Below are 24,532 nucleotides of genomic sequence, written 5' to 3' on the forward strand. Positions count from 1 at the left end.
TGGGTGAGATGAATGAATTAAAACCATACCACTTCAAGCCCCAATCATACTGTAGATATTCCATTACTGAACATTCAATTAAAAATTATATTATTCTACCAATTATTAATTTTTATGGATTATGTATTATAAAATTAATATTTTTTGTTTATTAATCCAAAAATAATAACAACTAAACTTAGTATGTAGCCATACGCTAAATTATACATACTAAAATTGGAGGAGAAATTATGAAAAACAAAGCAAAAGTAATATTAATGGGAGCTACTATTGGTCTAAGTTTACTTTCATCACCAATAGCAATGGCGGCAAATGGAGATAGTAATGTTAAAGAGAATCAAAGTATAGCAAATTTTAGTCCCGTTAAAAATAGCTTTCCAGATGCAGCAAATGGTTCAAGGTTCCTAGTTAATTACTACGGCAGATATTTGACTTCTAATGGGCTAGGTTCAATTGGTAAACACCCAGAAAATATTGACTTTGAAGTAAAAAATACCTATGGTAAATTATCTATGGAACCTCAAGTAATTAGTCAAAATCCTCTTTGGGCTGGTCAAAGTGACTTACGAAATGATACCGATAGGGATCAAACGTTAAGCTCGCAGGAATTTCGCAAATCATTTTCAAATACTACAACGGCTACAACTGAACATGGATTTATGTTTGGTACTGAAACCAGTCTGGCAACAGGGATACCTTTTCTAGCAGAAGGTAAAATCACACTAAAGGCAGAATATAATTTTAGTAGTAGTCAGGCAAATGAGACTTCGGAAACTGTAGAATATGTTGCTCCTTCTCAATCTATTGTTGTTCCACCACATACTATTGCTAGAGTAGTTGCTGTATTAGAAATTAAAAAAATCAAGGGTGAAATGGATATTTATGCAGAAGTTGGATTAAATAAAGAAAAATTTGGTTATGAGGAGCTTCCAATTTCTAGTATGGGAGGACTTAAGTGGGTATCTCTCGGTTCGATTTATGAAGAGGCTTACAATCAAGCTAAATTATCTGGAACTCATGAATTTCCAGATATTAAAATAATATCAAGAAGTGTCAATAACCCTGATTATTTTTTAGCTAGTGGAAAGGGACGCTTCGAATCAGAATACGGAAGTCTATTTAATGTTCAAGTTGAATATATAAGCACAAAAAGTAATGAAGTTATAAAGACCGAGAATTTGATGGTAAGTCCCACAATAATTTCCGAGTAAATATATAAATAAAGTTATATATGTTGTGGATAATTAAGTGATTTATACATTTATTGTAATAAATAAATTGAATATTAACATTCAGAAAATTGGTCTAAAAGGTGAGACATAAAAAAGATATAAGATATTAGAAGACCTACTACTCCCATTTCGTAGACAGATGAAAAAACATACTCCTGCAGCTGCTATCGGAGTTCTATATTTCGTACCAGGTATAGGACAAGCGCTCGTAATTGGAACAGGAATCTTCACAGTAGGTTTGGCCACTTATAAAGTAGGAACTTGGATTGGAGACTGTATAAATTCGTTCATAGAAAAAGAGACAGCAGACGAATATATTTCTAAGAACAGAAAAGGCTCTATTAGAAGTGAATTCCCAGGGGAATATTACGGAAAAACTCTCAATGAAATCGAAAAAGATGCCAACAACGGCAATGCTGCAGCAAAAAAAGCAAAAAAATTGTTAAATGATAATCGCTTTAAAAAATAATTAAATAGTTTAGGGGTATAAATTATGAAGATATATTCAGTGAAAATATTATTAGAATCTATTGTAATACCAAACACCCATTCATCTAAAACATTCGAAGAAATTATCATATTGGTAGAAGCTCAAAATTCCGATGAAGCAGAAATAAAAATCCGCCAAAAATTTGTTGATGATACTTACAAAAATGCAGATGGTGGGCAAACTACATGGAGTCTTGTAAAAATACTTGATATATTTGAAACTGTTGATCAATTCGAAGGAGATATGAATTTCAAAGAAGTTTATAGTCGCTTTTTACCTTTCGATAAACCAATTACTGCAGATGAAGTCATAAAATTATATTCCCTTGATAAATAAAAAAAGGGCAACAGTATTTAATACTGTTGCCCCTTTTTATTTCAATAAAGAAACATCTATTTCTTCAACACTCTATCATTTATATTAATTATCTGGAGTATAAGTGGGGTATTAATTATCATTGTCCTGAAGTGTTGAAACAAGATATTGTGAGAGAGCAGAGCAATTTATAGCTGCTCTTTTTATTTATGCTGTATTAAAAACAAGCTCAAAACTTATTCGTGGTGAATGGACTTTTGAGTTAATATATAAAGAGAATATTATCTGTTCAAGTAAAGTTAATTATAATATTCTTAATAATAGTTATAAAAAACACAAAAACCACCATGCTAAAAATACTGCTTTTTAGAGTAGACATAAGAATGTAAGGAGCCATCTGCTATGAGATTGGATTCTATCTTTGTTAGATAAAGATAATAAGTATAAAAGGTTTAAAATATTAGGTTTACTATTAGTTGCCTGCCTTATATTAGAAAACATACTATTTGAGACTGGGATATAACTAGTTATTAGTTCACGATAAAATAGGAATTACATACAACGATGCGTAAAATAAAGAAAGTTTGTATCCAACAGAAAACCAATCTAAGCGATGTAATACCAACATTTAGATTGGTTTTCTAATAAACTACATCAAAAATTAAACTTCTATTTTTACCCCCATCCTTACTTGGTTAGAACGTTGTGTCCAATTATTAAAACAAAATGAATCAGTAGTGAATATTCACAGAAAAACAGGTCTTTCTAGGAACACTGTTTACTCAATTAAAAGGCAATTAGAAAAATGAATGTAGATATGAAATAAAGTCACAACGTTAATAAACAGTTTTAAGTAAAATCCTGTGTTGGCATGCAGGATTTTTTAATTGTTCCACAAACAGGTCAGATCATGGAATAACCATCGAATATCGATAGGGTATCTTTCTTGCGTATGAATATTTGCCACAATATTTAACAAGAAATGTTATGAACTGTTGATAGATATCTCCTTAAATCCTCTATATTATAAAAATAAAAGGAGATGAAAAACATGATTGGTATGAATATTCGTGTTTTGCGTAAAAGGCATAAACTAAGTCAAGAACAATTGGCTGAAAAGGTAAACGTATCACGGCAGACCATAGCGAAGTGGGAAAATGGGGAGGCTATACCTGATATTTACAAATTCAAAATGCTCGGTGATATTTTTCAAGTAACCATAGATCAATTATCCCAAAATTTGAATGAAGAAGAAGCAAATCGGATTAGTCCTAAAGGGAAGCAGTTCTTTGGTGTTGTGAAGGTAGGAGAACGCGGACAGATTGTAATTCCAAAACATGCACGTGAAATGTATCAGATTCATGCAGGTGATAAACTGGTTGTTTTGGGAGAGGATGCGACAAAAGGAATCGCTGTCTTAAAAAGTGACGGCTTCCTAGAATTTGCAGAGATGATTCGAAATGCGGAATCCAAGGATGAGAGTGAATGAGTAAAATCATCTTTTTTTCGTTACCCGCACATGGTCACACCAACCCCACTATTCCGGTAGTAACCGAATTAATAAAGAAAGGTCATCAAGTTTGGTATTATTCCTTTTTAGAATTTCAGGGCAAAATAGAAGACACTGGTGCTTTTTTTATGGCTTGTGATGAATTCTTACCTAAAGTTACACATATAGAATTGGATCGTAAGGTTGGCAAAGATTTTGCAGCATTAATTGAAATGGCTGCGGATATAACGATTGCTTTGGATAAAAAGGTGTGTAAAGAATTAAGGGATATTCAGCCAGACTGCATTGTATCTGACTCTTTATGTATTTGGGGAAAATTATTTGCTGAGAAACTAGGAATTCCATATATTTGTTCGACTACTTCGTTTGCCTTTAATCAGTATACAGCAAAACTAATGAAGCGGAGTTTCATGGAAGTCTGGAGAATGATTCTAGGCATGCGAAGAATTAACAGAAAAATTAAACTATTAAATGATCATGGTTATCGAGTAGAGAATTTTGTATCGTTAGTTCAAAATGATAATGAAACGGACACCATTGTTTACACTTCGAAAGAATTTCAGCCAATGGCGGATACCTTTTCTGAGCGCTATGCCTTTGTTGGACCGTCCATAAAGCAGTCTATACCGATACAGAATGATAAAAGAGGTAGAAAAGTAATCTACATCTCTCTTGGAACTATACTAAATCAGAATCAGGATTTTTACCAAAACTGTCTCAAAGCATTTGGGAAGACAGACTATGATGTTGTGATGTCAGTCGGAGAAAAAACGGAGATTTCGTCTCTTGATAGCGTACCAGAAAATTTCATAGTGAAAAACGCTGTGGATCAGATATCAGTATTACAGAAAGCAGATGTATTTATTACCCACTGCGGGATGAATAGTACGAATGAAAGTCTATTTTTTGGAGTTCCAATGGTTTTATTTCCGCAACATAGCGAACAAAGAATGGTAGCTGACCGAGTTGCCCAGCTCGGTGCAGGAGTAAAACTTAAAAGAAAAACTCCAAAGGATTTAGCAACAGCGGTAGCTGAAGTGCTTACAAATCGAGTATACCAGGAAGAAGCGCAGAAACTGTCGGAAAGCTTTAGGAAAGCTGGTGGTGCGGTAGAAGCAGCTAATGTGATCCTGAGTATAATTGGAGAGAAATCCTAACGCCTTTGTATTTTGCAAAAGTTTATATGGTGAACAAAACTTCAAGAAGCAGGCGCATTTCTTTACTAAGGAATGCGTCTTTCTTCATCTAAAGGGTCAGATTATAGAATAACGTACTTTAACGCTGTGGGAATTTACTATTCTGTAATCTTCAAACAAAAATTGGATGACAAAGTAACTGGGCTAACCCATGATATTCGAGATAATATCATAGAAGTAAAAGACTCTCCTAAATCAACGGTGAAACAGACCATTAATGTACTCAATATGCTGGTGCGAGTTTTCAGTCTGTAGGTAAGCACCGCATTGAGGCTTTTTGCCCCAGTTTTAAATTTTACCAGACCGTTAAACAACCCAGTACGGATAGAAGAACAGATAACTAATTACATTTGGCTGTTTTTTAAATGATAATTCCAAAGGAGGTTATTCAATGAAGAAAATATTTTATATCTGATATTGTCGATATTAACACTAACTGCATGTTGTGAGGAGGAAGCATATAAAGAAGAAGCTAAAGAAAAAACTGTCAATGCTGAAACTGAAGAAGTTTCTGAGAAGAATTCTATCGATAAGTAGCTAAGGAGCTTTATACAAAATATAGACAGTATCATGAAAAACTCAAAAAGCCTAGGTACTCCACATTGCTATTCCACATGCATAATATTCTCTTCTAAAGGTTGAAGGTTGAAATCTGATATAATTCATTTGTATGAGGTTCAATAATATCTAAATTAGACTCATTCATCTAATTAGATAAATCTTGTGTGGGCGGAAAAAAAGAAGGAGGAAAATCAGAGTTTAAAGGACGCTGATCTTTTTTGCATAACGTAGGGCGTATCCACCCTCTTCTTTTTCCGTCAAGTGAATTTCATATAATAATGAAGTGAGGTAAGGTGTTCATTCAATTTGAAAACTAAAAAAAGATTTTATCAGAAAAAAAAGCGATGGATGATTCCCGTTTATATTATTGTCATTCCTATATTGCTTATATTTATAATTGGTCAGTTTACACCTGTACTTAATACCTTTATTATCAAGCAGCTTTTTGAATCTGATTCTTTTGCATCCCCTAAGGACATTGAAACAATAAAAAGGCAAGTCCATGTTGAAAAAGATATTGTTTATGATGAACATGGAATTGAGAATAGTCTTTTAGATATTTATTATCCGAAAAATATGAAGGAAGAACTCCCTGTTATCATGTGGATACATGGTGGTGCATTTGTATCAGGTAGTAAGGAACAAACGCAAGAATATGGAATGGCATTAGCCAATGAAGGATATGTTGTAGCAAATATAAACTATGCTATTGCACCGGTACAAAAATATCCGGGGCCAATCATACAAACTAACCAAGCTCTTAAATATTTACAGGATAATATTTCGAAATATGGCGGCAATATGAATCATTTATTTATTGGCGGTGATTCAGCAGGTGCACAGATTGCCAGTCAAACCATTGCGATAATAACAAATGAAGCTCTAGCAAAATCAATGGATATTCAACCTACAGTTGATAAAAAACAGTTAAAAGGTGCTCTTTTATTCTGTGGGGTTTATAACATGGATAAAATAGGTGCTCAGTCATCTCCAATAATAAAAAAAGGTATCCAATCAGTATTTTGGGCATATACAGGAACAAAAGATTTCAAGTCTTACTCTAGAATAGATGAGATGTCTACAGTTAAACATGTAACACCTAATTACCCACCTACCTTTTTGACAGTTGGAGATGCAGATCCACTAGCCCCACAATCAACAGAGCTTATAGATGTTCTCAAAAAGAATGGTGTGGAAGTAGAAAGTGTTTTATTTGAAGGAACAAATTCTGACCTAGGTCATGAGTATCAATTTGATTTTACTACTACGCACGCTGAACAAACACTTGGGAAAACGCTTGCCTTCATAAAGAAGTATAGTGGGAAATAGCTCAATACGCACATCAGGTTTGGTTTAATGAAATTGGCTTCTGTCCGTTACTAGTGAGCTAAAAAACATCACATGGTATTAATCATCACCTTTGTAGAAATACCTTGTAACTTCATTTCACTGGCTTTTAATTTTACTTCTTGCCGATGACTCACTCTCATCCCCATAAAAATAAGCACCTCCAATTGATATTAGGATACATTACCCTAAATTCAATTGAAGATGCTTTTTTGTTTTGTCTAACCCGAAGGAGTCAGTTCAAGGGGCAGCCTATCCCTCTTTTTGTTACCTAATTGAGTTTTGTGAAGTATCTTATCTCTTCTTTATCCGTATAAAAGCCAACCGATTCGTATAGAGATAAGGCTGATTTATTTGTCGTTAGTACCATGAGAGTAGCTTTTTGTAGCTTATGAGACTTAAGATATTTCAAAGCCTGTGTAAGCGTAAACTTTGCAATTCCACGCTTTCTCCATGGTTCACGGACAAAAACGTCCTCAATTACACCGTAGTCTTCTTCCTGCCATGTCATTAGTCCGCCAACAATAGTGTCTATTTGACGTATGACCATGGATGTCCATAGCTTGTTTTTTTTGTATTCAGACAATCTATTAAGACCAAGTGGAGCATCTGGCCAAATTTCAGCTTCAATATTAAGGTAATCTCTTTCCTCGCTAGATGTCTCCATGCTCCAGTGTGAGAATTGAAACTCCTCCTGAAGTTTTAACTCCACAACCGGTTCAGTCAAATCTCGATTCATGCTATACAAACTATTCAGAGGGAGATATCCTTTTTGGATAAAAAACTGATTGTTTGCTGTTTCTTTCGAATCGTTACCTACACAAAGTATTGTTCCGTATTCTTGAGGTAAAGTTACCTTTAATTGCTTTGCTCTTGTTAAAAGATATTGATAGACTTTGTCGAGCAACGTAATGTCCTGTTCTCTTTCAGAAATGGTTTTCAGATTAATATATATAGAGTGATTGTTCTCTTTTGAACGACCTGGAGGAACAACGTTAATGATGCTAACTTGCCCCTTAGCGACCATTTTCCCATCTTCAAATGCGCAATAAACGTTACTCCAATTATCTTCGTCCCCGACCCACCAAAATGTCGCGTTGTCTTTTGCTGTTACTGATTGGTACAACTCACCAAGTAAAGGCATATCTCCATGTTCGAAGTTACGAATGAAAAATTCTGTTGGTGATTGGCTCAAAATAATACCCCTCTCAATAGTAGGGGGTTCCGCAGTTTAGAGGGCTAGCTATGCGTTTTCCCCTTGAAAAATTTGCCCTTTGCTAACATTTGTTTGCTCACAGTAAACTCCTCCTTTTACTATTATTACCATTTAAGATAACACACTTTAATACTTGTATCTACATATTTTTATCTCTATATTAATTTTTTTCAACAAATATATAATCGAATTTTGATAACACACTAATTCAATTCTTTTAATAAACCTTCAATGACAAATTCAATTAAAATATATGAATATAGCATTGATTTAGTATGTATTTAAAAAGATTCCTTTGTTTCGCGTTGGATAGCCCGAAAGAAGTAATCAAAAAAATCTCTTTTTATCATAATTCCTGGGAATTCACTAGTAATTTGAGTATTTGGATACAGATTCAAAAAAATATGTAGTTCTTAAAGTAAATGAGGTAGCCGTTATAAGGAATATAGTGCATCTAAAAAATATATTATTTTTCGAGTGCTTTTTAACTATTTTTTCGGTTATAATGAGAAAAACACGAAATATGATTCTAGTTTTATAACTAATGATTCTTGAATTAGTCATGTAATCTATACACTATCGAAGGGGAACTAAGAATGTTTTTAAAAAAAGAACGGAACATAACAATTGGCGATCTTATTAAGTTGAGTGAGGCTCAATTGCAAATGGCTAAACAGGGTCAATATGATTTTGAGTATACTTTAGCTTCAACAAATGATGAGGAATTAAACCAGTTAGTACATAATTTAAATCAAGTAAATAGGCTTCGGAAAGAATCTGAAGATCAATTGCAGAAAAAATTGGGTAATGTATTGAAAAGTAATGAAATGGGTCTTTGGGAATTACGAGTATTAAACGGACGCTTGGATGATTCAAACAATGTTTTCACAGCTTCGTCAGAATTAAAAGAGCTCTTAGGGTTTGATAGTTATGCTCTTAAAGACAGTTTTCAAGATTTTTTGAAGGTAATTACAGAGGCGCATCGTTCTGATTTTAAAGAGATGCTAGAGGAGAGTTTAGAAACACAAACTCGATTTAATATGGAGCATTTGATATGCTGTCGTGACGGTCAAGAGCGCTGGATACAGACTACAGGAATGGCTTCCCATCTTGAAGATGATCAGTATCAAATCATTGGTTTGATGATGAATATTCATGATAAAAAAATAAACGTGGAAAAATTACAGGGATATGTAACACGTTATGATTTAATTAATAAAGCTCTGGTAGAAGCGCCATGGGATATGATTGTAGATCAAGGTAATCCATTAAATCCACAAAATTCCTTTTGGTGGAGTGAACAATTTCGAAGAACATTGGGCTTCAAGGATGAACATGATTTTCCAAATATTATGAGCTCTTGGAGTGATCGCTTGCATCCAGAGGACAAGCAGCCTGCATTAGATGCGTTTAGTGCCCATTTATTAGATTTTTCTGGGCGTACGCCATTTCAAGTAGATTATCGCCTTCAATTAAAATCAGGTGAATATCGCTGGTTTCATGCAAACGGTACAACGCTTCGTGATAATGAGGGAGCTCCTTTGCGAGTGGCAGGAACTATTCGAGATATTACACATGAAAAAAAGAAAGAGCAAAATGTGCAAGAAACTATGACACGTATGGAGGAATTATCAGCTTCTATTAATCAAATGGTTGATGGCATTAATTCTATTACTATGCAGGCACAGGAACTGGCGAACACACAGGAAAAAACTACAGAAGCTGCCAATGATGCGAAAGGGGTAGCAGATGAAACACAGATTATATCACATTTTATTCGAGAGATAGCAGATCAGACAAATTTACTAGGGTTAAATGCTGCAATAGAAGCCGCACGTGCAGGAGAACAAGGAAAAGGTTTTGGTGTAGTAGCTGAAGAGGTAAGAAAATTAGCAGTTAATTCGGCTAAGGCAACAGGTAATATTGAATCAAGTTTAATGCAAATAAAGGTTTCTATTGATACAATTATTGACTATATGGATAAAATTAGTGAGCTTGCGCAAATGCAGGCGGCTCTTACAGAACAATTGAATGCCTCGGCAGATGAAATTGGTACAATGTCACAGGATTTGGTTGAATTTTCAAAGCAACAATAAAGAGTATTTCGCTAAAAAAGCTTTTATATAAAGCAAATAGGGGAATTCTCATTAAAATAACCAGGTACTCATAAAATTTTTTATGAGTACCTGGTTTTATTTATGAGTTTTAAAAAGATGCTTTTTTTTTGACATTCAGTACACCGAGTGCTAGCAGAGATATACTTAGATCAAGAGACTATCTAAAAGTCCCACAGTAACATATCTTATTTTTATTTATTTACTCAGATGGTCATGGTTTATCGGAGGTTGGAATTGCTATAGGCTTTCGTGTAGATGCTACGTATCTTCCGTCGATCGTAACAGGGATGCTTGTAGATAAAGTCGGACGAACAATTTTTGTATTGCATCAGGAGTGACTTTGTTATTTGCGGTTTATTAGCCGTATTCGCACCGATTCTATGGTTCTATTAATCGTAGCACTTTCTTTAATTGGAATAGGGTGGAACTTAATTAGTGGACTGCATAAACAGTGGATTCGACAGAGCCTTCTACACGTGCAAAAAAACAACTTAATTTAAGGTTCTTTTGTTGACATTCGGTACTCCGAAACGATTGTCGGCACTAATGATACATGAGCATGTTTTGTAAAAAGATGGGTCAAAACATGCTTTTTATATTTGTTCTCATACGTAGGATAAAAAAGTCTCGAAACACTCGTTTTTTAACATACTAGAGAAAGAGGGAGGTAGGGAAAATTCGGTTATGGGGGAAATGAATAGTTTTTATAAACAAAAAAATCACTCTAAATGGAGTAGCATCAAAAAACCAAAAAAATTTAAAAGATAATAAAGATACAAAATTTCAAGTTTACATTAGCTATTCCCATTTATACCCTGCAAGGCAATATTTTTAGCCCCAATTCAGCCCCATATCGCCCCAAAAAAGCATTAATCTGCTATAGCTTGTACACTCTTGAAGGTCAGAGCAATAGCCATTAAACGTAGCAACTCTTGATAGAAAAGTGTATAATTTAGCTTATATTGGAAAATGCGAACGTAGTAGTAAATTGAAAATATGCAAAACGTATTGGGGACTATAAAATGAGAAGAAACATTATCAGTACAGTAGTAATTTTTTTATTAATTGTTCCTGTTAGTCTAACTGTGCAGGCAGCAAATCTATTTGAACTTTATAATGATATTACAGAAAATGATCTTCATAACAGTATCATTTTGTCGCCTGAAAGCTCAAAGGCATTTGTTAATGGTAATATGGTTTCTGCCATACAGCCAATTGTAAAAGATGGAAGAACCTTAGTACCACTTCGCTTTATTTCTGAAGGATTTGGTGCAAGGGTAGATTTCAACCCTCAAAATAATACCATAACCATTAAAAATTCGGATAAAACTATAACCTTGAAAATAGGGAACAAGGCAGTAGATGTGAATGGCGATTCGATTCAAATGGACGTTTCTGCAGTCTTGCATCATAATACAACCTATATTCCTCTAAGATATATAGGGGAGGCATTTAATAAGAAAGTAGTCTATTTGAAGAATGAAAACCAGCAACCATATAGTTTGATTATTATCAGGGGTGTAAATGCTACGGAGCTTGAAAACCTTAGACTTGTTCGCATTTGTGAATGGCTATTTCAGGGGAAATCAATTGTCTATAGCGATCGTTTTATGGCTGTGATGCAAGAAAAAGGTCAATTATTCTATAGCAATTATTTTTCTGATTTTGAACCCTTTGTTTATGAGGAATTTATTGAGGATGAAAATATAGTTAAACTAGGAGATATTTGGATTAAAACGGATATGGGCAATTTTTATATGGACTACGCATACAGCACTACAAAAGAATTTATTTTATATTATGTGGATGGACAAGCCATTTCAAGAGTAGCCGTAGAAAAAGCACCGATTAAAGCTGTAAAACCTTATCAGAATCATGTATATTATCTAACAAGATATGAGCGGGGGATAGTAAATGCGCCTGAAACAAGTAATTTAAAATATGCAACACGAGCAAATGGACAATGGGTTTCTGATTATTTAGGCATGCCAGGTTTTTATTATGGTTTTGATACGATAGGTAATGCCTATAACTGGAAAATAAATGATAATGGCATCTATATTTTCGGTTATAATAGATTTGGCAATTTAAGCTCAGAAGATAGAAAAAAGACTTTTGGAAATTACAGGGTAGACTTAAAGGGGCACCATCATGAGGTCATCAAGCCTTAAAGGTTGCGTTTTAAGCTGAATTGGCTGGTTTACGTTCTGTTTTGTATGGAACTTTAGCCAGTCAATTTTTATTTACTCTGTTCCCTATATCTGGAATGGGTACATGGTCGAATGGTTTATATATAGAGGGTTTAACTATTATTTGCGTTTCTTTTTAGTATAAAAAATAAACCAAATAAAATATAGGATTGGCATGAGTTACAAACCTAGTGAAACATATTTATGTTGCTCATTAGGTAAAATAATAATAGAAATAATCGCTAATATAATGGCAGGGAATACAGTGTAAAACCAGATTCGTACAGCTTTATTTTTAAAAGTAAGTTCAAATCGATCCATACAAGAGCACCTCATTTATTAATCCTAAAGACCATTGTTCGGATAGTTGGGAATGATTTCCTAATAGAAAATATATCATAGTAAAATAAAAAATAGAAGTAAAATGGTAGGGGTGACGGATAAAACTAGCTCATTAAAGGTTATCGAAAAATATTTTTTGTCCTGTAACTTTATTTGAAGTTGATGCGTCTACTTAGTAGTGTATTTAACTATTTTTGAAAAAGAATAGTGAATTTACATCATTTACCAAAGGGTTTTTAGTTGCTTATCGACAAAAATATAGATTAAAATGATTCTGACTGTTTTTTTATCAGGTACAATGTATCCTGATCAACTACTTGTGCCCGCAAGCACATCCCCGTTTTGACTGCTTACTATAAGTGATGAAACAAACCTTGTCTGCAAATCGGAAAAATATCCCAATCCTTTATATGATGGAATACACGATAATTTCATAGAAAAATACTGTAGAAAATGATATGCCTTATGGTTGTAGGCAAAAAATCAATAGGACATTCAGCTCTTTCAAGTGGCAGAAATGATGATAAAATAAACATGTTATTGGAAATATTAACTATCGGAGGTTTATTATGGGTAAAGGCGTATTATGGACAGCCACTGCTATCCTAGTAGTTTTACTTGGGTTTGGAAGCTACTACTTTATTAAAGAAATAACGAACTCTATGGCATACAATAAATTAGTGGATGAGTATAAAAAGCCAGTACCCATCAACAATATAGAGTCTGAATATGATGTGATTGTCATTGGTGGTGAGCCTGAGGGTGTCGCTGCTGCTGTTGCTTCTGCTCGTAATGGAGCTAAAACCTTATTGGTAGAAAAACGTGAAGAATTGGGTGGATTATTTACATATGGGATGCTAAATTTTCTAGATATTCCACGTGATGGTCATAATAACTCCATCAGTGAAGGTATTTTTAAAGAATGGCATGAGCTAGTGAGAGGCAATGATGCTTTTGGTATCGTCGGAGCTAAAGCAGCGTTTAAAAAGCTGATTGATGAGGAACCCAATTTAACATTGTCGGTGCAAACGGAAGTAGTTAAAACGAATCTTCAACAACAACAACTAAATTCTGTTGAGCTAAAAAATGAATACGGTACATATGTCGTTAAAGGAAAATCATTCATAGATGCTACTCAGGATGCAGATTTTGCGACGATGTCTAAAGTTCCTTTCTTTGTTGGTGGAGAAGATATTGGAATAAAGGATAAGCGCATGGCTGTAACATTAATGCTTCACTTGAAAAATGTCGATTGGGATCAAGTAAAAAAAGCGGCTAAGTCAGATGTATTTGGCGGGGCTAACTTGAATCATACCGTAATGTGGGGCTTTACAAAGCTTCATGATGAATATAAACCTTTGCAAGAAGGTACAAGATTAAGAGGGTTAAATTTAGCCCGAGTGGATGATGAATATTTTATTAATGCATTACAAATTTTCGGAATTGATGGTTTAAATGAGAATTCGAAGCAGGCTGCCATAGCTGCAGGTAAAAAAGAAACATTGCATGTACTAAAATATTTACAGGAAAACTTCCCCGGATTTGAAAAAGCAGAAATTGTCAGCTTCCCGGAAGAGCTTTATGTACGAGAAACTAGACATATTTGGGCTGAATATCAATTACCAATGTCCGATATTTGGCAGAATCGTGATCATTGGGATAGTATTGGGATTGCCTCTTATCCAGTAGATGTGCAGGCTCAAACACCACATGATTATGGGTATGTTATTTCTGCGCCAAAGCAATATGCGATTCCATTCCGATCTCTAGTACCAAAGGATATCGATGGATTACTTGTTGTGGGACGCTCTGCAGGTTATTCATCTTTAGCAGCGGGAAGTGCCCGTATTGTCCCAACTGGTATGGTGACTGGTGAAGCGGCAGGGACAGCGGCAGCACTAGCTCTTCAACAAGATGTTACTTTTAGAGAAATGAGCAAGGATAAGAAATTAATTGCTGCATTAAGGGAGCAGTTGGATAAACAAGGTGCCTATGTCGATTCATTTTCTGTGGACTATCCTTATCAGGGCAAATGGTATGATGAAGCCATTCAAACGTTAATTAACTATGGACTTGTTGTTGGCGGCTATGATAATGATTTAAAGGTCGACAGTAAAGCAACGAAAATTAAGTTTGCTAAAATGTTGAAAGAAAGTATGCTACGTGCCGGCGCAGAGAGTACAGCCGATAAAAAAGATAAGCTGGAGATTGTTATTAATAAGGTATATAGCACGGGTGATGAAGCTATTACGCGAGATGAGCTGGCACAATATTTGGCAGATGTGCTCATCGGTGAATCGACTGCAAATAGCTGGGAAAGTTTAATTGATAAAGAAATTGTTTCGGAAAAAGTAGCGAAGAAAGTGAAAGACAATAAGCAACTGAAGTTAAAAGAGATGTATGCCATCATGGCAGATGTCATTCATTATGTAGAAAAAGAACGTTCCTCTAAATGAGGAGCGTTTTTTTATGGTGGATCGTTTGGAATGCCGTCTGTAACTTGTGTAGACGAATGCAGAAGCAATCAGTGCTGCCTATGCAAAATTCTCTAAACGCTCTGAAGCAATGATTCATTCATACAAAAAGCATTGACGCCAAGCGAAGACTCCTGTAAAATATGTCAAAATCATAGAAAAATTCGATGAAAAAGAGAGTAATTGATGGGACAACTGGAAAGCGAGTTAGGGATGGTGTGAGCCTAATACAGAAACCATGAATGAAGCGCACTTTGGAGAAGGTTCTCGAACTAAGAGTAGAGAATAGCGGGGCGTCACCTCGTTAACAATGGAAAGTGGTCATTATGAATGGCAACTAGAGTGGTACCACGGGATTACTATGCTCTCGTCTCTAATTATAGAGGCGAGGGCTTTTTTTATTGAAAAAAGAGGAGGATATACATGAATCAACAAATTGCAAAAAGTATTGCTGAAATTTTAAATCATCAGCTAACAGCTCAAGACGTGGAACAATTACTAGAAAAACCAAAAAGTTTAGAAAGGGGCGATATGGCATTTCCCTGCTTCACCTTGGCTAAAATATGGAAGAAGCCCCCTCAACAAATTGCAATAGACATCGCAAGCCAATTACAAAATGAGATAATCCATCAGGTGCAATCTGTCGGTGGCTATGTCAATATTTTTCTTCATCAAGTAAAAGTGACACAACAAGTGTTGGGTCTTATCATGCAGGAACAACAAAACTATGGTACGAATCAAGCAGAAAGGGGAAGTGTCGTTCTTGACTTTTCTTCGCCCAATATTGCTAAACCGTTCTCTATGGGACATTTACGTTCAACCGTCATTGGTAATGCCTTAGCCAATATTGCAGTGAAAAATGGTTATCAGGCTATTCGTATTAACCATCTAGGGGACTGGGGCACCCAATTTGGCAAGCTAATCGTTGCGTATCAAAATTGGGGTGATAAGGAAGCCATTACAGCATCCCCTATAGAGGAATTATTAAAGATTTATGTTAAATTTCATACTATGGCTGAACAAGATCCTATACTAAATGAAATGGCACGTGCTGCCTTTAAAGCATTAGAAGATGGTGATTCAGAGGCTTTAGCGTTGTGGCAATGGTTCCGTGATGTATCATTAGATGAATTTCAGACTATTTATCAGCTGCTAGGGATCAAATTTGATGAATTTACTGGAGAAGCCTTTTACAATGATAAGATGACAAAGGTTGTAACAGAGCTACAAAACAAAGGGTTACTTATGGAATCGGAAGGTGCATTTGTAGTGGAGATGGAGGAAATGCCTCCATGTTTAATAACAAAAACAGATGGAGCTACACTTTATGCAACACGAGATTTGGCTGCTGCCTTTTACCGACAGCAACAGTATCAACCCAACAAAATTTTCTATGTAGTGGGTAATGAACAAACTCTTCATTTTAAACAATTATTTCAGGTGATTGAAAAAATGGGATATGGCTGGGCAAAAGATTTGCAGCATGTACCATTTGGGATGATGCTTAAAGATGGTAAGAAAATGTCGACACGTAAAGGCAAGGTGGTATTATTAGCTGATGTTTTAGCCGAGGCGATTGCGACAGCTAAGCGTAATATAGAAGACAAAAACCCTCATTTACAGCAGAAAGAGCGAGTGGCTCAGCAAGTAGGAGTTGGAGCGGTAATCTTTAATGACCTAAAATATCATCGTCTAAACGATATAGAATTCTCCATCGAGCAAATGATGAATTTTGAAGGAGAAACGGGGCCATACGTACAGTATTCCTATGCACGTATTTGCTCCATCTTGGCAAAGGGAAATGTGCCTTCTCAATTGAAGTCATATGCTCCACTAGGACAACAGGCTTGGTCAATCATTTTATTATTGGAACAATTTCCGCAAGTGGTAGACGCCTCATTTAACCAGGCTGACCCATCGCTCATCGCGAAATATGCTTTACAGCTAGCGCGCTTATTCAATAAATATTATGCACACCAAAAAATATTAGCCGATGATGCCCAGCAAGCTTCACGTCTTGCGCTCTGTCATTGTGTAGCGATCGTCTTAAAAGAGTCACTAGCTTTACTGGGTATTGAGTCGCCAGAAAATATGTAGGGAACGGACCACTTACCCAATCATTGACCATTTATAGAATACATGGTAAAAGAATAAAAGAAAACTCTTCTATTGATTGGCAGCAGAGAGGATTAATCAAATGAATAAAAAACAATGGACCGTTTCACTTATCTTAGTGGTAATGAGTATATTTTTAGTCGCACTAAATATGAGACCGGCTGTAACAGCGATTGGACCACTCTTTAATGTCCTTATGATAAATTTACACGTATCCAATACAAGTATGAGCTTTCTGACATCTATTCCTGTTTTTTGCATGGGTTTATTTGCTCCTTTTGCTGTACCATTTCAGCGCAAGCTTGGCACAAAATTAGCAATCGTGCTATTAATGGCTATTCTTGTCTTCGCAAATGGGCTGCGCTTATTCCAAGAAAGCTATCTTTTATTAGTGGTTACAAGTTTTGCAGCTGGCTTGGCCATTGCGATGATTGGCCCTATATTAAATGCGTATAGTAAGAAAAAATTCCCTCAACGCTTTACGACTGTTATTGGAATTTACTCATTTGGTATAGGCGTTGGTGCGACATTAAGTGCAGCTTTGACTGTGAACTTTTATCACTATTTTGATAATCAATGGACAATAGCACTAGGGATTTGGGCCATACTTGCTATGGTCTCACTAATTATATGGAGCTGGGTAATCCCAAAAGAACAAGGGGCAGATGTTCAAAATTCGGTCAACAACGAGCCGGTACGTAATCCTTGGGTAACAGGTCGTGCTTGGCTGATCGTATTGTATTTTGGCTTACAAACCTCATTGTTTTTCTCAATGATGTCGTGGCTTACACCTCTTTTACAGGACAAAGGCTTGACGCTTGAGGTAGCGAGTATAATGCTGACATTTATGTCGATTATACAAATGATGGGTAATATTGCTGTGCCCATGCTTATGGAAAAATGGACAAATCGATTAGCATGGGTATTGGCGTTAGGCTGTTTTGGGCTGATAGGTTTTACATTATTATGGCTTATGTCAGGTATCTACTTGTGGGTGGCCGTATTTATTATCGGCATTGTTTTAAGTGGGCTATTTCCAATTGGCTTATTGTTACCGCTTGATGAGGCTAGAAATGATCAAGAAGCCAACAGCTGGTCATCCATGGTATTTTCAGGTGGCTTTATGTTAAGTGCCATCATCCCAGTTTTGATTGGCGTTTGCTATGACATGACAGGCAACCATACATGGACGTACGCCATCTTTCTAGCATTGATGCTTGGAATAATTGCCACGACAGGGCTACTACGAAAAAATTAATTCGAGAAGACATGCCATTCAAAATGCATGTCTTTTTTTCTGTCAAAAATATTTTGAAGGCCTAAAATCCATCCATTTTCATAGCAAATCGGAGAATCCATTAATTTTAATAGGTAGAATGAAATAGAACTGAAGGGAATAATGTATTTTACTACTATTTTAATTACAATAATTATATTATGTAAACTTGAAACATCCTAAGTCCTTGATTATGATAGACAAGAGAGATAGTTGAAAAGAAAGTTTTGGTGAAGGTATGTATAAAAAGATGCTCGTATTAGGAGCGGCGGCCATGCTGTTGACAGGTTGTGACAGTCAAATTGGTGCAGGTTGGTTTCAAGCAGAAAAAGCAGAGGTGCCAACAAAAACAGTGGCCAAGCAAGAAGAAAAGATAGTGCCTGAGGTTGAGGTGATAGGTGAGCATGGAGTTGGTGCAGGCATTATTATTCAGCAAAAGGAGGATGAGCTTTATATTTTAACTAATGGCGCACTGGTAGCCTCAAAGCCAACCGCCCTTGTGAAATTTGGTCAGGATAAGCTAGTGGCAGCGAATGTTCATTTCATGTCAACGGCACATAATGTTGCACTTTTACAAGTGACCTATAAAGCGAATGTGCAAGTTCCAAAAATGTATGAAGGGGAGCTCAATCAGCTGTCAGTTTACGTGAATGGCTTACCTTATACGATTCAAAAATATCAAGATAAAATAGCTGCCTATTATATTGATACACAAGAAAAGCTACCATTAGGGAGCCCGGTGATGGAGGCGGAAAACGGAGCAATTGTGGGGCTTTATTTTAACCGCCAGCAGCAAGGAGAAGCACAACCATACATATTGCCGATAAAGGAAATTCAACCATTTATGCAAAAATGGTTAAAGGATGGCATGAAGGCGAGTGTACGCCTATCCCAATCAAAAAATTTATATCCTTATATAGAGCAGGGGGTTCAAGAAACCGTTCAGCAAGCCCTCGAGCAATACGGTGAAAATATTTTTGCGTATAATAAAGATGAAATCATTCTTTTTTTAGATACATTCCATAAGCATTTAAAAGGAGCTGTAACTATTCAAGATGCAAGTGTCATGGAGCCGATAGTAGGGTCAGAAGAATTGGAAGACACTCTGGGCGGCATGGTTGCTTACTATGCCTCTAAGCAAGCGAAGATTCATTTCTCGAACACAGACATTCAAGATATTCGTATAGTGAATCAGCATCTTCAGGTACGAGCTAAAACGGAGTATGTATTGACCAATGCAGCAGGGCAGGAAGCTCTTGCCCATTCCATTATGCTTTACGAAATTATGAAAAATGAACAGGGCGAATACAAGTTACTTCGTCTTACTACTGAGGAGTGAACTTTGCATGGAGCAAGCAAGACAAATGCTACAGCATCATTTTGGCTATGGAGCCTTCAGGCAAGGACAAGCCCAAATTATTGAACAAACATTACATGGACAATCAAGCCTGTGTGTGATGCCAACAGGTGGTGGGAAATCCATTTGCTATCAGATTCCTGCGTTAATACTTGAGGGGCTGACAATTGTCATATCGCCCCTTATTTCTTTAATGCAAGATCAGGTGGAAGCTTTACGAGCAGCTAATATTCCTGCTGCCTATATAAATAGTACATTAACAGCACAAGAAGTGAATGAAACGATGCAGCTAGCTAGTGCTGGTTATTTAAAACTACTTTATATCGCACCTGAACGACTGGAAAGTGCTTCCTTCCTTCAAGCATTGTCCTATTTATCCGTCCCATTAATTGCGGTAGACGAAGCTCACTGTATTTCACAATGGGGTCATGATTTTAGACCAAGTTATCGCTCCATTCAAAAGCTTTTTACACTGTGGCCGCAGAAGCCAACTGTATTAGCTCTTACCGCCACTGCGACACCTGCTGTTTGTGAGGATATTCGGCATTTATTAAACATTGACGAAAATGCAACAGTGATGACAGGCTTTACGCGTGATAACTTGGCACTTTCGGTGCTAATTGGAGAAAATAAAGAACGTTATATTAAAAATTACTTACAGAAAAATAAACAGGAAGTCGGTATTATCTACGCCGCCACACGAAAGGCGGTAGACGCGATTTATGACATGCTTAGTCGTACTGGAGAAGCAGTAGCCAAATATCATGCGGGGCTATCAGAGGAACTACGTATGGCAGAGCAGGAGCGATTTTTAAAAGATGAGGCGCGTATTATGGTGGCTACCAACGCCTTTGGCATGGGAATCGATAAAAGCAATGTGCGCTTTGTCCTGCACTATCAAATGCCTCGGAATATGGAGAGCTATTACCAAGAAGCAGGGAGAGCTGGTCGAGATGGTCTTCCAAGTGCTTGTATATTATTGTATGCCTCCGGTGATGTTCAAACTCAGCGTTTTCTTATTGAGCAATCGCAAGACGAGGCACGAATACCACAGGAATTAGCGAAGCTCCAAACAATGGTCGACTATTGCCATACAGAGGGCTGTCTTCAAAATGCTATTTTAGCGTATTTTGGTGAAGTACAAGAGGAGCCTTGTGGTCGCTGTAGTAATTGTAATGATGGTCGTACCATGATGAATGTGACAGAGGATGCACAAAAGGTACTGGCTTGTGTTGTACGGATGGGCCAAAAATTCGGCAAGACGATGGTAGCACAAGTACTCATCGGCTCCAAAAATCAAAAAATGACGGAATTTGGGTTTGCTCGTTTATCCACCTATGGTATTTTGAAGGGACATTATTCGTCTAAAGATGTCTCGAACTTTATTGAGTTTCTAATTGCAGAGGGTTTATTGGCTGTTAAACACGGCACATATCCAACTATTTATGTGTCAGCCGAGGGTAAAGAAGTACTACTTGGCCAACGACAGGTCATGCGGAAAGAAGCTGTAGCGGTTAAAAAACTGGTAGATAATGATCCATTATTTGAACATTTACGTGTGTTGCGAAAAGAAATTGCAGATGAAGAGAAAGTACCGCCATTTGTAGTATTCTCGGATAAAACATTGCGTGAATTATGTGACAAGAAGCCAGCAGAATTGGACGATTTACGCCACATAAGCGGCATTGGTGAAGTGAAATTTGATAAATACGGCAAACGTTTCTTTGAGGCGTTACAATCGTTTTTAGAAACACCCATCTAGGACAATTTTCGATCAAGCACGTGCTTTTACAAAAAAGAGAGGTGTCTCAATGAAATGGTTGAGGCACCTCTAATTGTTTATTGATCCCAATGCTTAGTTATAAATTCATCACGGCCGGAAATAGCACGGTCTTGCTGATAGTGATTAGCTTCTTTTTTATAGTAATCTTGGTGATAGTCTTCCGCAGGATAGAAGCGTTCAGCATCCCGAATTTTGGTTACAATAGGTTTATCGAAGCGTCCACTAGTGGCAAGCTTTTCTTTCGAGGCCTCGGCGATTTTCTTTTGTTCATCCGTGTAAGTAAAGATGGCCGTTGAATAGGACTCTCCACGATCATGAAACTGTCCGAAAGCATCAGTGGGATCAATTTGCATCCAATAAATGTCTAACAGTTGTTCATAGCTAAAAATGGCTGGATCGAATTCAATTTCGACGACCTCTAGATGGCCAGAAGTCCCTTTCTTAACATCCTCGTATGTTGGGTTTTCTAAATGACCGCCCATATAACCAGATGTTACTTTATGTATACCATCCCACTCGACGAATGGCTTAACCATGCACCAAAAACAACCGCCAGCAAAAGTAGCTTTTTCTATCATGTACATCATCCTTTCTTTTGTGAAAATATTATAGCATTGTTTGGCGAAAAAACTGAGCATTTGGGTGTAAAATAACAATAAGATAGATGAAGTTGGGACTTCCTCTATCAACAAATGAAACTTTCCGGCTAATCAATCGTTACATTAACTATAAAAAAATAGAGGAGTTAGTCATTATGGAAGAGCAAGATTATACAAGACGCTCACAACGTCCTAAAAACCGAAAGCTTCGTAAAGGGAGAGCAATTTTCACATTATTATTACTGTGTATCATAGTAGTGGCAGGCTACTCGATTATGCAGTACCGCAGTGGACTAAAGCTTGCCAATCAAACACAAGTCGAGCAGGAGGATTTCTCTGGCGATACGTTAAAAGGCGATATTGAAAATTACTTAATTCTCGGTGTCGATACACGTGGCGAGGAAAAATCTCGAACAGATACGATGATGGTATTATCTTGGAATAAATCAAACAACGATATTAAACTGGTATCCTTTATGCGGGATATTTATGCGGATATCCCTGGCTATCAATCCTATAAGCTTAATACAGCGTACTACTTAGATGGGGTACAGCTACTGAAGGATACACTAACAAATATGTTCGGCTTACCGATTCACCATTATGCCCTTATTGATTTTAAAAACTTTGAATCGTTGGTGGATATTTTAGCACCTAATGGTGTTGAGATGGATGTTGAGAAGGATATGTCCGAAAATATTGGGGTAGAGTTGAAGCAAGGTGTACATCACTTAAATGGACAGGAGTTACTAGGCTATGCACGCTTCCGTCATGATGCAGAAGGTGATTTCGGTCGTGTTGCTCGTCAGCAAAAGGTCATAGAGGCTTTAAAAAATGAGCTTTTGACACCTGCGAATGTATTGCATTTACCAAAATTCGTAGGGGCAGCACAAGGCTATATTACAACCGATTATTCTTCTGCTGAAGAAATGCAACAAGTGCTAAAATTACTATCAAAGGGCAAGGTGAACATTGAAAAAGCAACGATTCCAATCGAAGGAAGCTACCAATTCCAAAACTTTAGCCATGCCGGCGATTCGATCGTGATTGATGTGGAACAAAACAAAGCCTTTTTAAGCGATTTTTTAGGCATTTCACTGGAGTGATGTTTAGCAAAATCCAGCATTATCCTGTAATATAAAGGTAGAGTTTTTTGATTGGGGTGGATATATGGAAAAAGAAAGACCAAAAGAACGTTCAAACCTGTTAGCAACCAAGTTTATTCGTTTCTTAGGTGGTAGAAACCTATTATTTACGCTGGTTATTTTATTATTAGTTGCATGTGTTATTTTTATGTTTAATCAAGTTTCCTTTATCTTTACCCCGCTTCAAGTGTTATTTGAAGTCGTCATTTTACCAGGGGTATTAGCTGTCATTGGGTACTATTTATTACGTCCATTATTGGCGATATTGGTTAGATGGCGTATTCCAAGAATTTGGGGTATTTTAATACTCTACATCGCGGTAGTTGGGGTCATAACACTGCTCGTTGTGTTGGTTTATCCGTTTTTACGTGACCAATTTACGAACTTAGTGCAGGAATTCCCAGAGTATTTTATGAAGTTTACGGAAAAATTTGTTGCATTCTTTAATCATTCACGTTTTAACGATTATTTAGATAAAATTAACTTTGACTACAATGAAGTGGTTAAAAACTTTACTACTGATATGGTAAAAACTGTGAAAGATACGGCTACAAATATAGCACAGGGTGTAGCATCCGGTATTACGGGCTTCCTATCAACGTTAACAGGCATCGTCCTATCGCTTGTAACCGTACCATTTATCTTGTTTTATTTACTAAAAGAGGGCGAAAAATTACCGAAATTTATGCTGAAAGTATGCCCACCGCGTATGCGTAAAGAAGTGACTGAAATTTTCCATGATATGGACAAGCAAATAAGTTCTTACATACAAGGGCAAATTTTAGTATCTATGTGTATTGGTGCAATGGTCACAATTGGCTTCTTAATAATTGGTATGAAATATGCTTTATTGCTCGGCTTCCTTGCGATGATTACAAGTGTAGTGCCTTATTTAGGTCCTGTTATTGCCATCACACCAGCCGTTATTATCGCTCTTGTCACATCACCATTGATGTTGATTAAGCTAGCGATTGTATGGACGATTGTTCAGTTAATTGAGGGAAAATTTATTTCTCCACAAATTATGGGGAAATCGCTCAGTATTCACCCAATTACAATTATCTTTGTATTATTAACGGCAGGCTCGCTATTTGGTGTCCCTGGGGTCATTTTGGGGATTCCAGGTTATGCAATCTTTAAAGTGCTTGTGACTCATCTATTCAAGCTATTTAAACAGCGCTATAACCGTTATGAGGATGACGTTCACCAAAAATATGATGTATAAGAGGATACAGCTACTTCGCTTGACAGTAGCTGTGTTTTTAATA

General features: G+C 36.5%; 18 protein-coding genes, 1 pseudogene and 1 other annotated feature. Of the genes and pseudogenes, 16 read left to right on the top strand and 3 right to left on the bottom strand.

What is annotated here, in order from left to right; translation table 11 throughout:
* Positions 1 to 230 precede the first annotated feature (230 nt).
* The 6 genes from A2J09_RS07075 (at position 231) to A2J09_RS07100 (ending at position 6,633) form a co-directional block, all read left to right on the top strand.
* Positions 231 to 1,211 carry an epsilon-toxin family protein gene (locus A2J09_RS07075; protein ID WP_012294440.1) on the top strand — a complete coding sequence of 327 codons (981 nt, stop codon included), beginning with the start codon at positions 231 to 233 and terminating at the stop codon, positions 1,209 to 1,211.
* 160 nt (positions 1,212 to 1,371) lie between these two features.
* Positions 1,372 to 1,701 carry a hypothetical protein gene (locus tag A2J09_RS07080; RefSeq protein ID WP_012294441.1) on the top strand — a complete coding sequence of 110 codons (330 nt, stop codon included), beginning with the start codon at positions 1,372 to 1,374 and terminating at the stop codon, positions 1,699 to 1,701.
* A gap of 24 nt (positions 1,702 to 1,725) precedes the next feature.
* Positions 1,726 to 2,058 (top strand): DUF4288 domain-containing protein, encoded by a 333-nt coding sequence (locus A2J09_RS07085; RefSeq protein ID WP_051563241.1) that lies wholly within the window; start codon positions 1,726 to 1,728, stop codon positions 2,056 to 2,058.
* 1,030 nt (positions 2,059 to 3,088) lie between these two features.
* Complete coding sequence (locus A2J09_RS07090) at positions 3,089 to 3,526, top strand: helix-turn-helix domain-containing protein (RefSeq protein ID WP_036161659.1); 438 nt, start codon at positions 3,089 to 3,091, stop codon at positions 3,524 to 3,526.
* Positions 3,523 to 4,704 (top strand): macrolide family glycosyltransferase, encoded by a 1,182-nt coding sequence (locus A2J09_RS07095; protein WP_012294444.1) that lies wholly within the window; start codon positions 3,523 to 3,525, stop codon positions 4,702 to 4,704. The genes A2J09_RS07090 and A2J09_RS07095 overlap by 4 nt, the downstream gene beginning before the upstream one ends.
* A 906-nt stretch (positions 4,705 to 5,610) precedes the next feature.
* Positions 5,611 to 6,633 (top strand): alpha/beta hydrolase, encoded by a 1,023-nt coding sequence (locus A2J09_RS07100; RefSeq protein WP_031415857.1) that lies wholly within the window; start codon positions 5,611 to 5,613, stop codon positions 6,631 to 6,633.
* Between the two features lie 289 nt (positions 6,634 to 6,922).
* Here A2J09_RS07100 and A2J09_RS07105 read toward each other — a convergent pair whose 3' ends face one another.
* On the bottom strand, positions 6,923 to 7,846 hold the full coding sequence (locus A2J09_RS07105) for a GNAT family N-acetyltransferase (protein ID WP_227256845.1): 924 nt from the start codon (positions 7,844 to 7,846) through the stop codon (positions 6,923 to 6,925).
* 617 nt (positions 7,847 to 8,463) lie between these two features.
* Here A2J09_RS07105 and A2J09_RS07110 point away from each other — a divergent pair.
* The 3 genes and pseudogenes from A2J09_RS07110 (at position 8,464) to A2J09_RS07115 (ending at position 12,155) form a co-directional block, all read left to right on the top strand.
* Positions 8,464 to 9,963, top strand: coding sequence for a methyl-accepting chemotaxis protein (locus A2J09_RS07110; protein WP_012294449.1), 1,500 nt, complete (start codon positions 8,464 to 8,466; stop codon positions 9,961 to 9,963).
* A gap of 230 nt (positions 9,964 to 10,193) precedes the next feature.
* Positions 10,194 to 10,492: pseudogene (locus A2J09_RS24140) on the top strand (MFS transporter); the annotation flags it as partial.
* A 514-nt stretch (positions 10,493 to 11,006) separates the two neighbouring features.
* Positions 11,007 to 12,155, top strand: coding sequence for a copper amine oxidase N-terminal domain-containing protein (locus tag A2J09_RS07115; RefSeq protein ID WP_139015334.1), 1,149 nt, complete (start codon positions 11,007 to 11,009; stop codon positions 12,153 to 12,155).
* A 198-nt stretch (positions 12,156 to 12,353) separates the two neighbouring features.
* On the opposite strand, the gene A2J09_RS23675 is transcribed toward A2J09_RS07115, so the two are convergent.
* Positions 12,354 to 12,494: a hypothetical protein gene (locus A2J09_RS23675; protein ID WP_012294451.1), complete on the bottom strand. Its 141-nt coding sequence runs from the start codon at positions 12,492 to 12,494 to the stop codon at positions 12,354 to 12,356.
* 590 nt (positions 12,495 to 13,084) lie between these two features.
* Here A2J09_RS23675 and A2J09_RS07120 point away from each other — a divergent pair.
* From A2J09_RS07120 to recQ, 5 genes are all read left to right on the top strand, one after another.
* A complete protein-coding gene (locus A2J09_RS07120; RefSeq protein WP_012294452.1) occupies positions 13,085 to 14,971 on the top strand; it encodes an FAD-dependent oxidoreductase in 1,887 nt (628 codons plus the stop codon).
* 176 nt (positions 14,972 to 15,147) lie between these two features.
* Positions 15,148 to 15,367 (top strand) — a binding site (T-box leader).
* Between the two features lie 45 nt (positions 15,368 to 15,412).
* Positions 15,413 to 17,086 (top strand): arginine--tRNA ligase, encoded by a 1,674-nt coding sequence (gene argS / locus A2J09_RS07125; protein ID WP_012294454.1) that lies wholly within the window; start codon positions 15,413 to 15,415, stop codon positions 17,084 to 17,086.
* Between the two features lie 100 nt (positions 17,087 to 17,186).
* Positions 17,187 to 18,362 carry an MFS transporter gene (locus tag A2J09_RS07130; protein WP_036161666.1) on the top strand — a complete coding sequence of 392 codons (1,176 nt, stop codon included), beginning with the start codon at positions 17,187 to 17,189 and terminating at the stop codon, positions 18,360 to 18,362.
* Between the two features lie 256 nt (positions 18,363 to 18,618).
* On the top strand, positions 18,619 to 19,719 hold the full coding sequence (locus A2J09_RS07135) for a hypothetical protein (protein ID WP_012294457.1): 1,101 nt from the start codon (positions 18,619 to 18,621) through the stop codon (positions 19,717 to 19,719).
* 7 nt (positions 19,720 to 19,726) lie between these two features.
* Positions 19,727 to 21,499: a DNA helicase RecQ gene (gene recQ / locus A2J09_RS07140; protein WP_036161669.1), complete on the top strand. Its 1,773-nt coding sequence runs from the start codon at positions 19,727 to 19,729 to the stop codon at positions 21,497 to 21,499.
* 77 nt (positions 21,500 to 21,576) lie between these two features.
* On the opposite strand, the gene msrA is transcribed toward recQ, so the two are convergent.
* Positions 21,577 to 22,098, bottom strand: coding sequence for a peptide-methionine (S)-S-oxide reductase MsrA (msrA, locus tag A2J09_RS07145; RefSeq protein ID WP_012294459.1), 522 nt, complete (start codon positions 22,096 to 22,098; stop codon positions 21,577 to 21,579).
* A gap of 176 nt (positions 22,099 to 22,274) precedes the next feature.
* On the opposite strand from msrA, the gene A2J09_RS07150 reads away from it, so the two are divergent.
* Together A2J09_RS07150 and A2J09_RS07155 are read left to right on the top strand one after the other, a co-directional pair.
* A complete protein-coding gene (locus tag A2J09_RS07150; protein WP_012294460.1) occupies positions 22,275 to 23,225 on the top strand; it encodes an LCP family protein in 951 nt (316 codons plus the stop codon).
* A gap of 64 nt (positions 23,226 to 23,289) precedes the next feature.
* Positions 23,290 to 24,489, top strand: coding sequence for an AI-2E family transporter (locus A2J09_RS07155; protein WP_012294461.1), 1,200 nt, complete (start codon positions 23,290 to 23,292; stop codon positions 24,487 to 24,489).
* Positions 24,490 to 24,532 lie beyond the last annotated feature (43 nt).

This window comes from Lysinibacillus sphaericus, assembly GCF_001629735.1.
Lineage (GTDB): Bacteria > Bacillota > Bacilli > Bacillales_A > Planococcaceae > Lysinibacillus > Lysinibacillus pinottii.

What these genes read in the sequence shown, in the direction of transcription:
- A2J09_RS07075 (WP_012294440.1), top strand. Translation starts at nt 231, where the DNA reads ATGAAAAACAAAGCAAAAGTAATATTAATGGGAGCTACTATTGGTCTA.
- A2J09_RS07080 (WP_012294441.1), top strand. Translation starts at nt 1,372, where the DNA reads ATGAAAAAACATACTCCTGCAGCTGCTATCGGAGTTCTATATTTCGTA.
- A2J09_RS07085 (WP_051563241.1), top strand. Translation starts at nt 1,726, where the DNA reads ATGAAGATATATTCAGTGAAAATATTATTAGAATCTATTGTAATACCA.
- A2J09_RS07090 (WP_036161659.1), top strand. Translation starts at nt 3,089, where the DNA reads ATGATTGGTATGAATATTCGTGTTTTGCGTAAAAGGCATAAACTAAGT.
- A2J09_RS07095 (WP_012294444.1), top strand. Translation starts at nt 3,523, where the DNA reads ATGAGTAAAATCATCTTTTTTTCGTTACCCGCACATGGTCACACCAAC.
- A2J09_RS07110 (WP_012294449.1), top strand. Translation starts at nt 8,464, where the DNA reads ATGTTTTTAAAAAAAGAACGGAACATAACAATTGGCGATCTTATTAAG.
- A2J09_RS07115 (WP_139015334.1), top strand. Translation starts at nt 11,007, where the DNA reads ATGAGAAGAAACATTATCAGTACAGTAGTAATTTTTTTATTAATTGTT.
- A2J09_RS23675 (WP_012294451.1), bottom strand. Translation starts at nt 12,494, where the DNA reads ATGGATCGATTTGAACTTACTTTTAAAAATAAAGCTGTACGAATCTGG.
- A2J09_RS07120 (WP_012294452.1), top strand. Translation starts at nt 13,085, where the DNA reads ATGGGTAAAGGCGTATTATGGACAGCCACTGCTATCCTAGTAGTTTTA.
- argS (WP_012294454.1), top strand. Translation starts at nt 15,413, where the DNA reads ATGAATCAACAAATTGCAAAAAGTATTGCTGAAATTTTAAATCATCAG.
- A2J09_RS07130 (WP_036161666.1), top strand. Translation starts at nt 17,187, where the DNA reads ATGAATAAAAAACAATGGACCGTTTCACTTATCTTAGTGGTAATGAGT.
- A2J09_RS07135 (WP_012294457.1), top strand. Translation starts at nt 18,619, where the DNA reads ATGTATAAAAAGATGCTCGTATTAGGAGCGGCGGCCATGCTGTTGACA.
- recQ (WP_036161669.1), top strand. Translation starts at nt 19,727, where the DNA reads ATGGAGCAAGCAAGACAAATGCTACAGCATCATTTTGGCTATGGAGCC.
- msrA (WP_012294459.1), bottom strand. Translation starts at nt 22,098, where the DNA reads ATGATAGAAAAAGCTACTTTTGCTGGCGGTTGTTTTTGGTGCATGGTT.
- A2J09_RS07150 (WP_012294460.1), top strand. Translation starts at nt 22,275, where the DNA reads ATGGAAGAGCAAGATTATACAAGACGCTCACAACGTCCTAAAAACCGA.
- A2J09_RS07155 (WP_012294461.1), top strand. Translation starts at nt 23,290, where the DNA reads ATGGAAAAAGAAAGACCAAAAGAACGTTCAAACCTGTTAGCAACCAAG.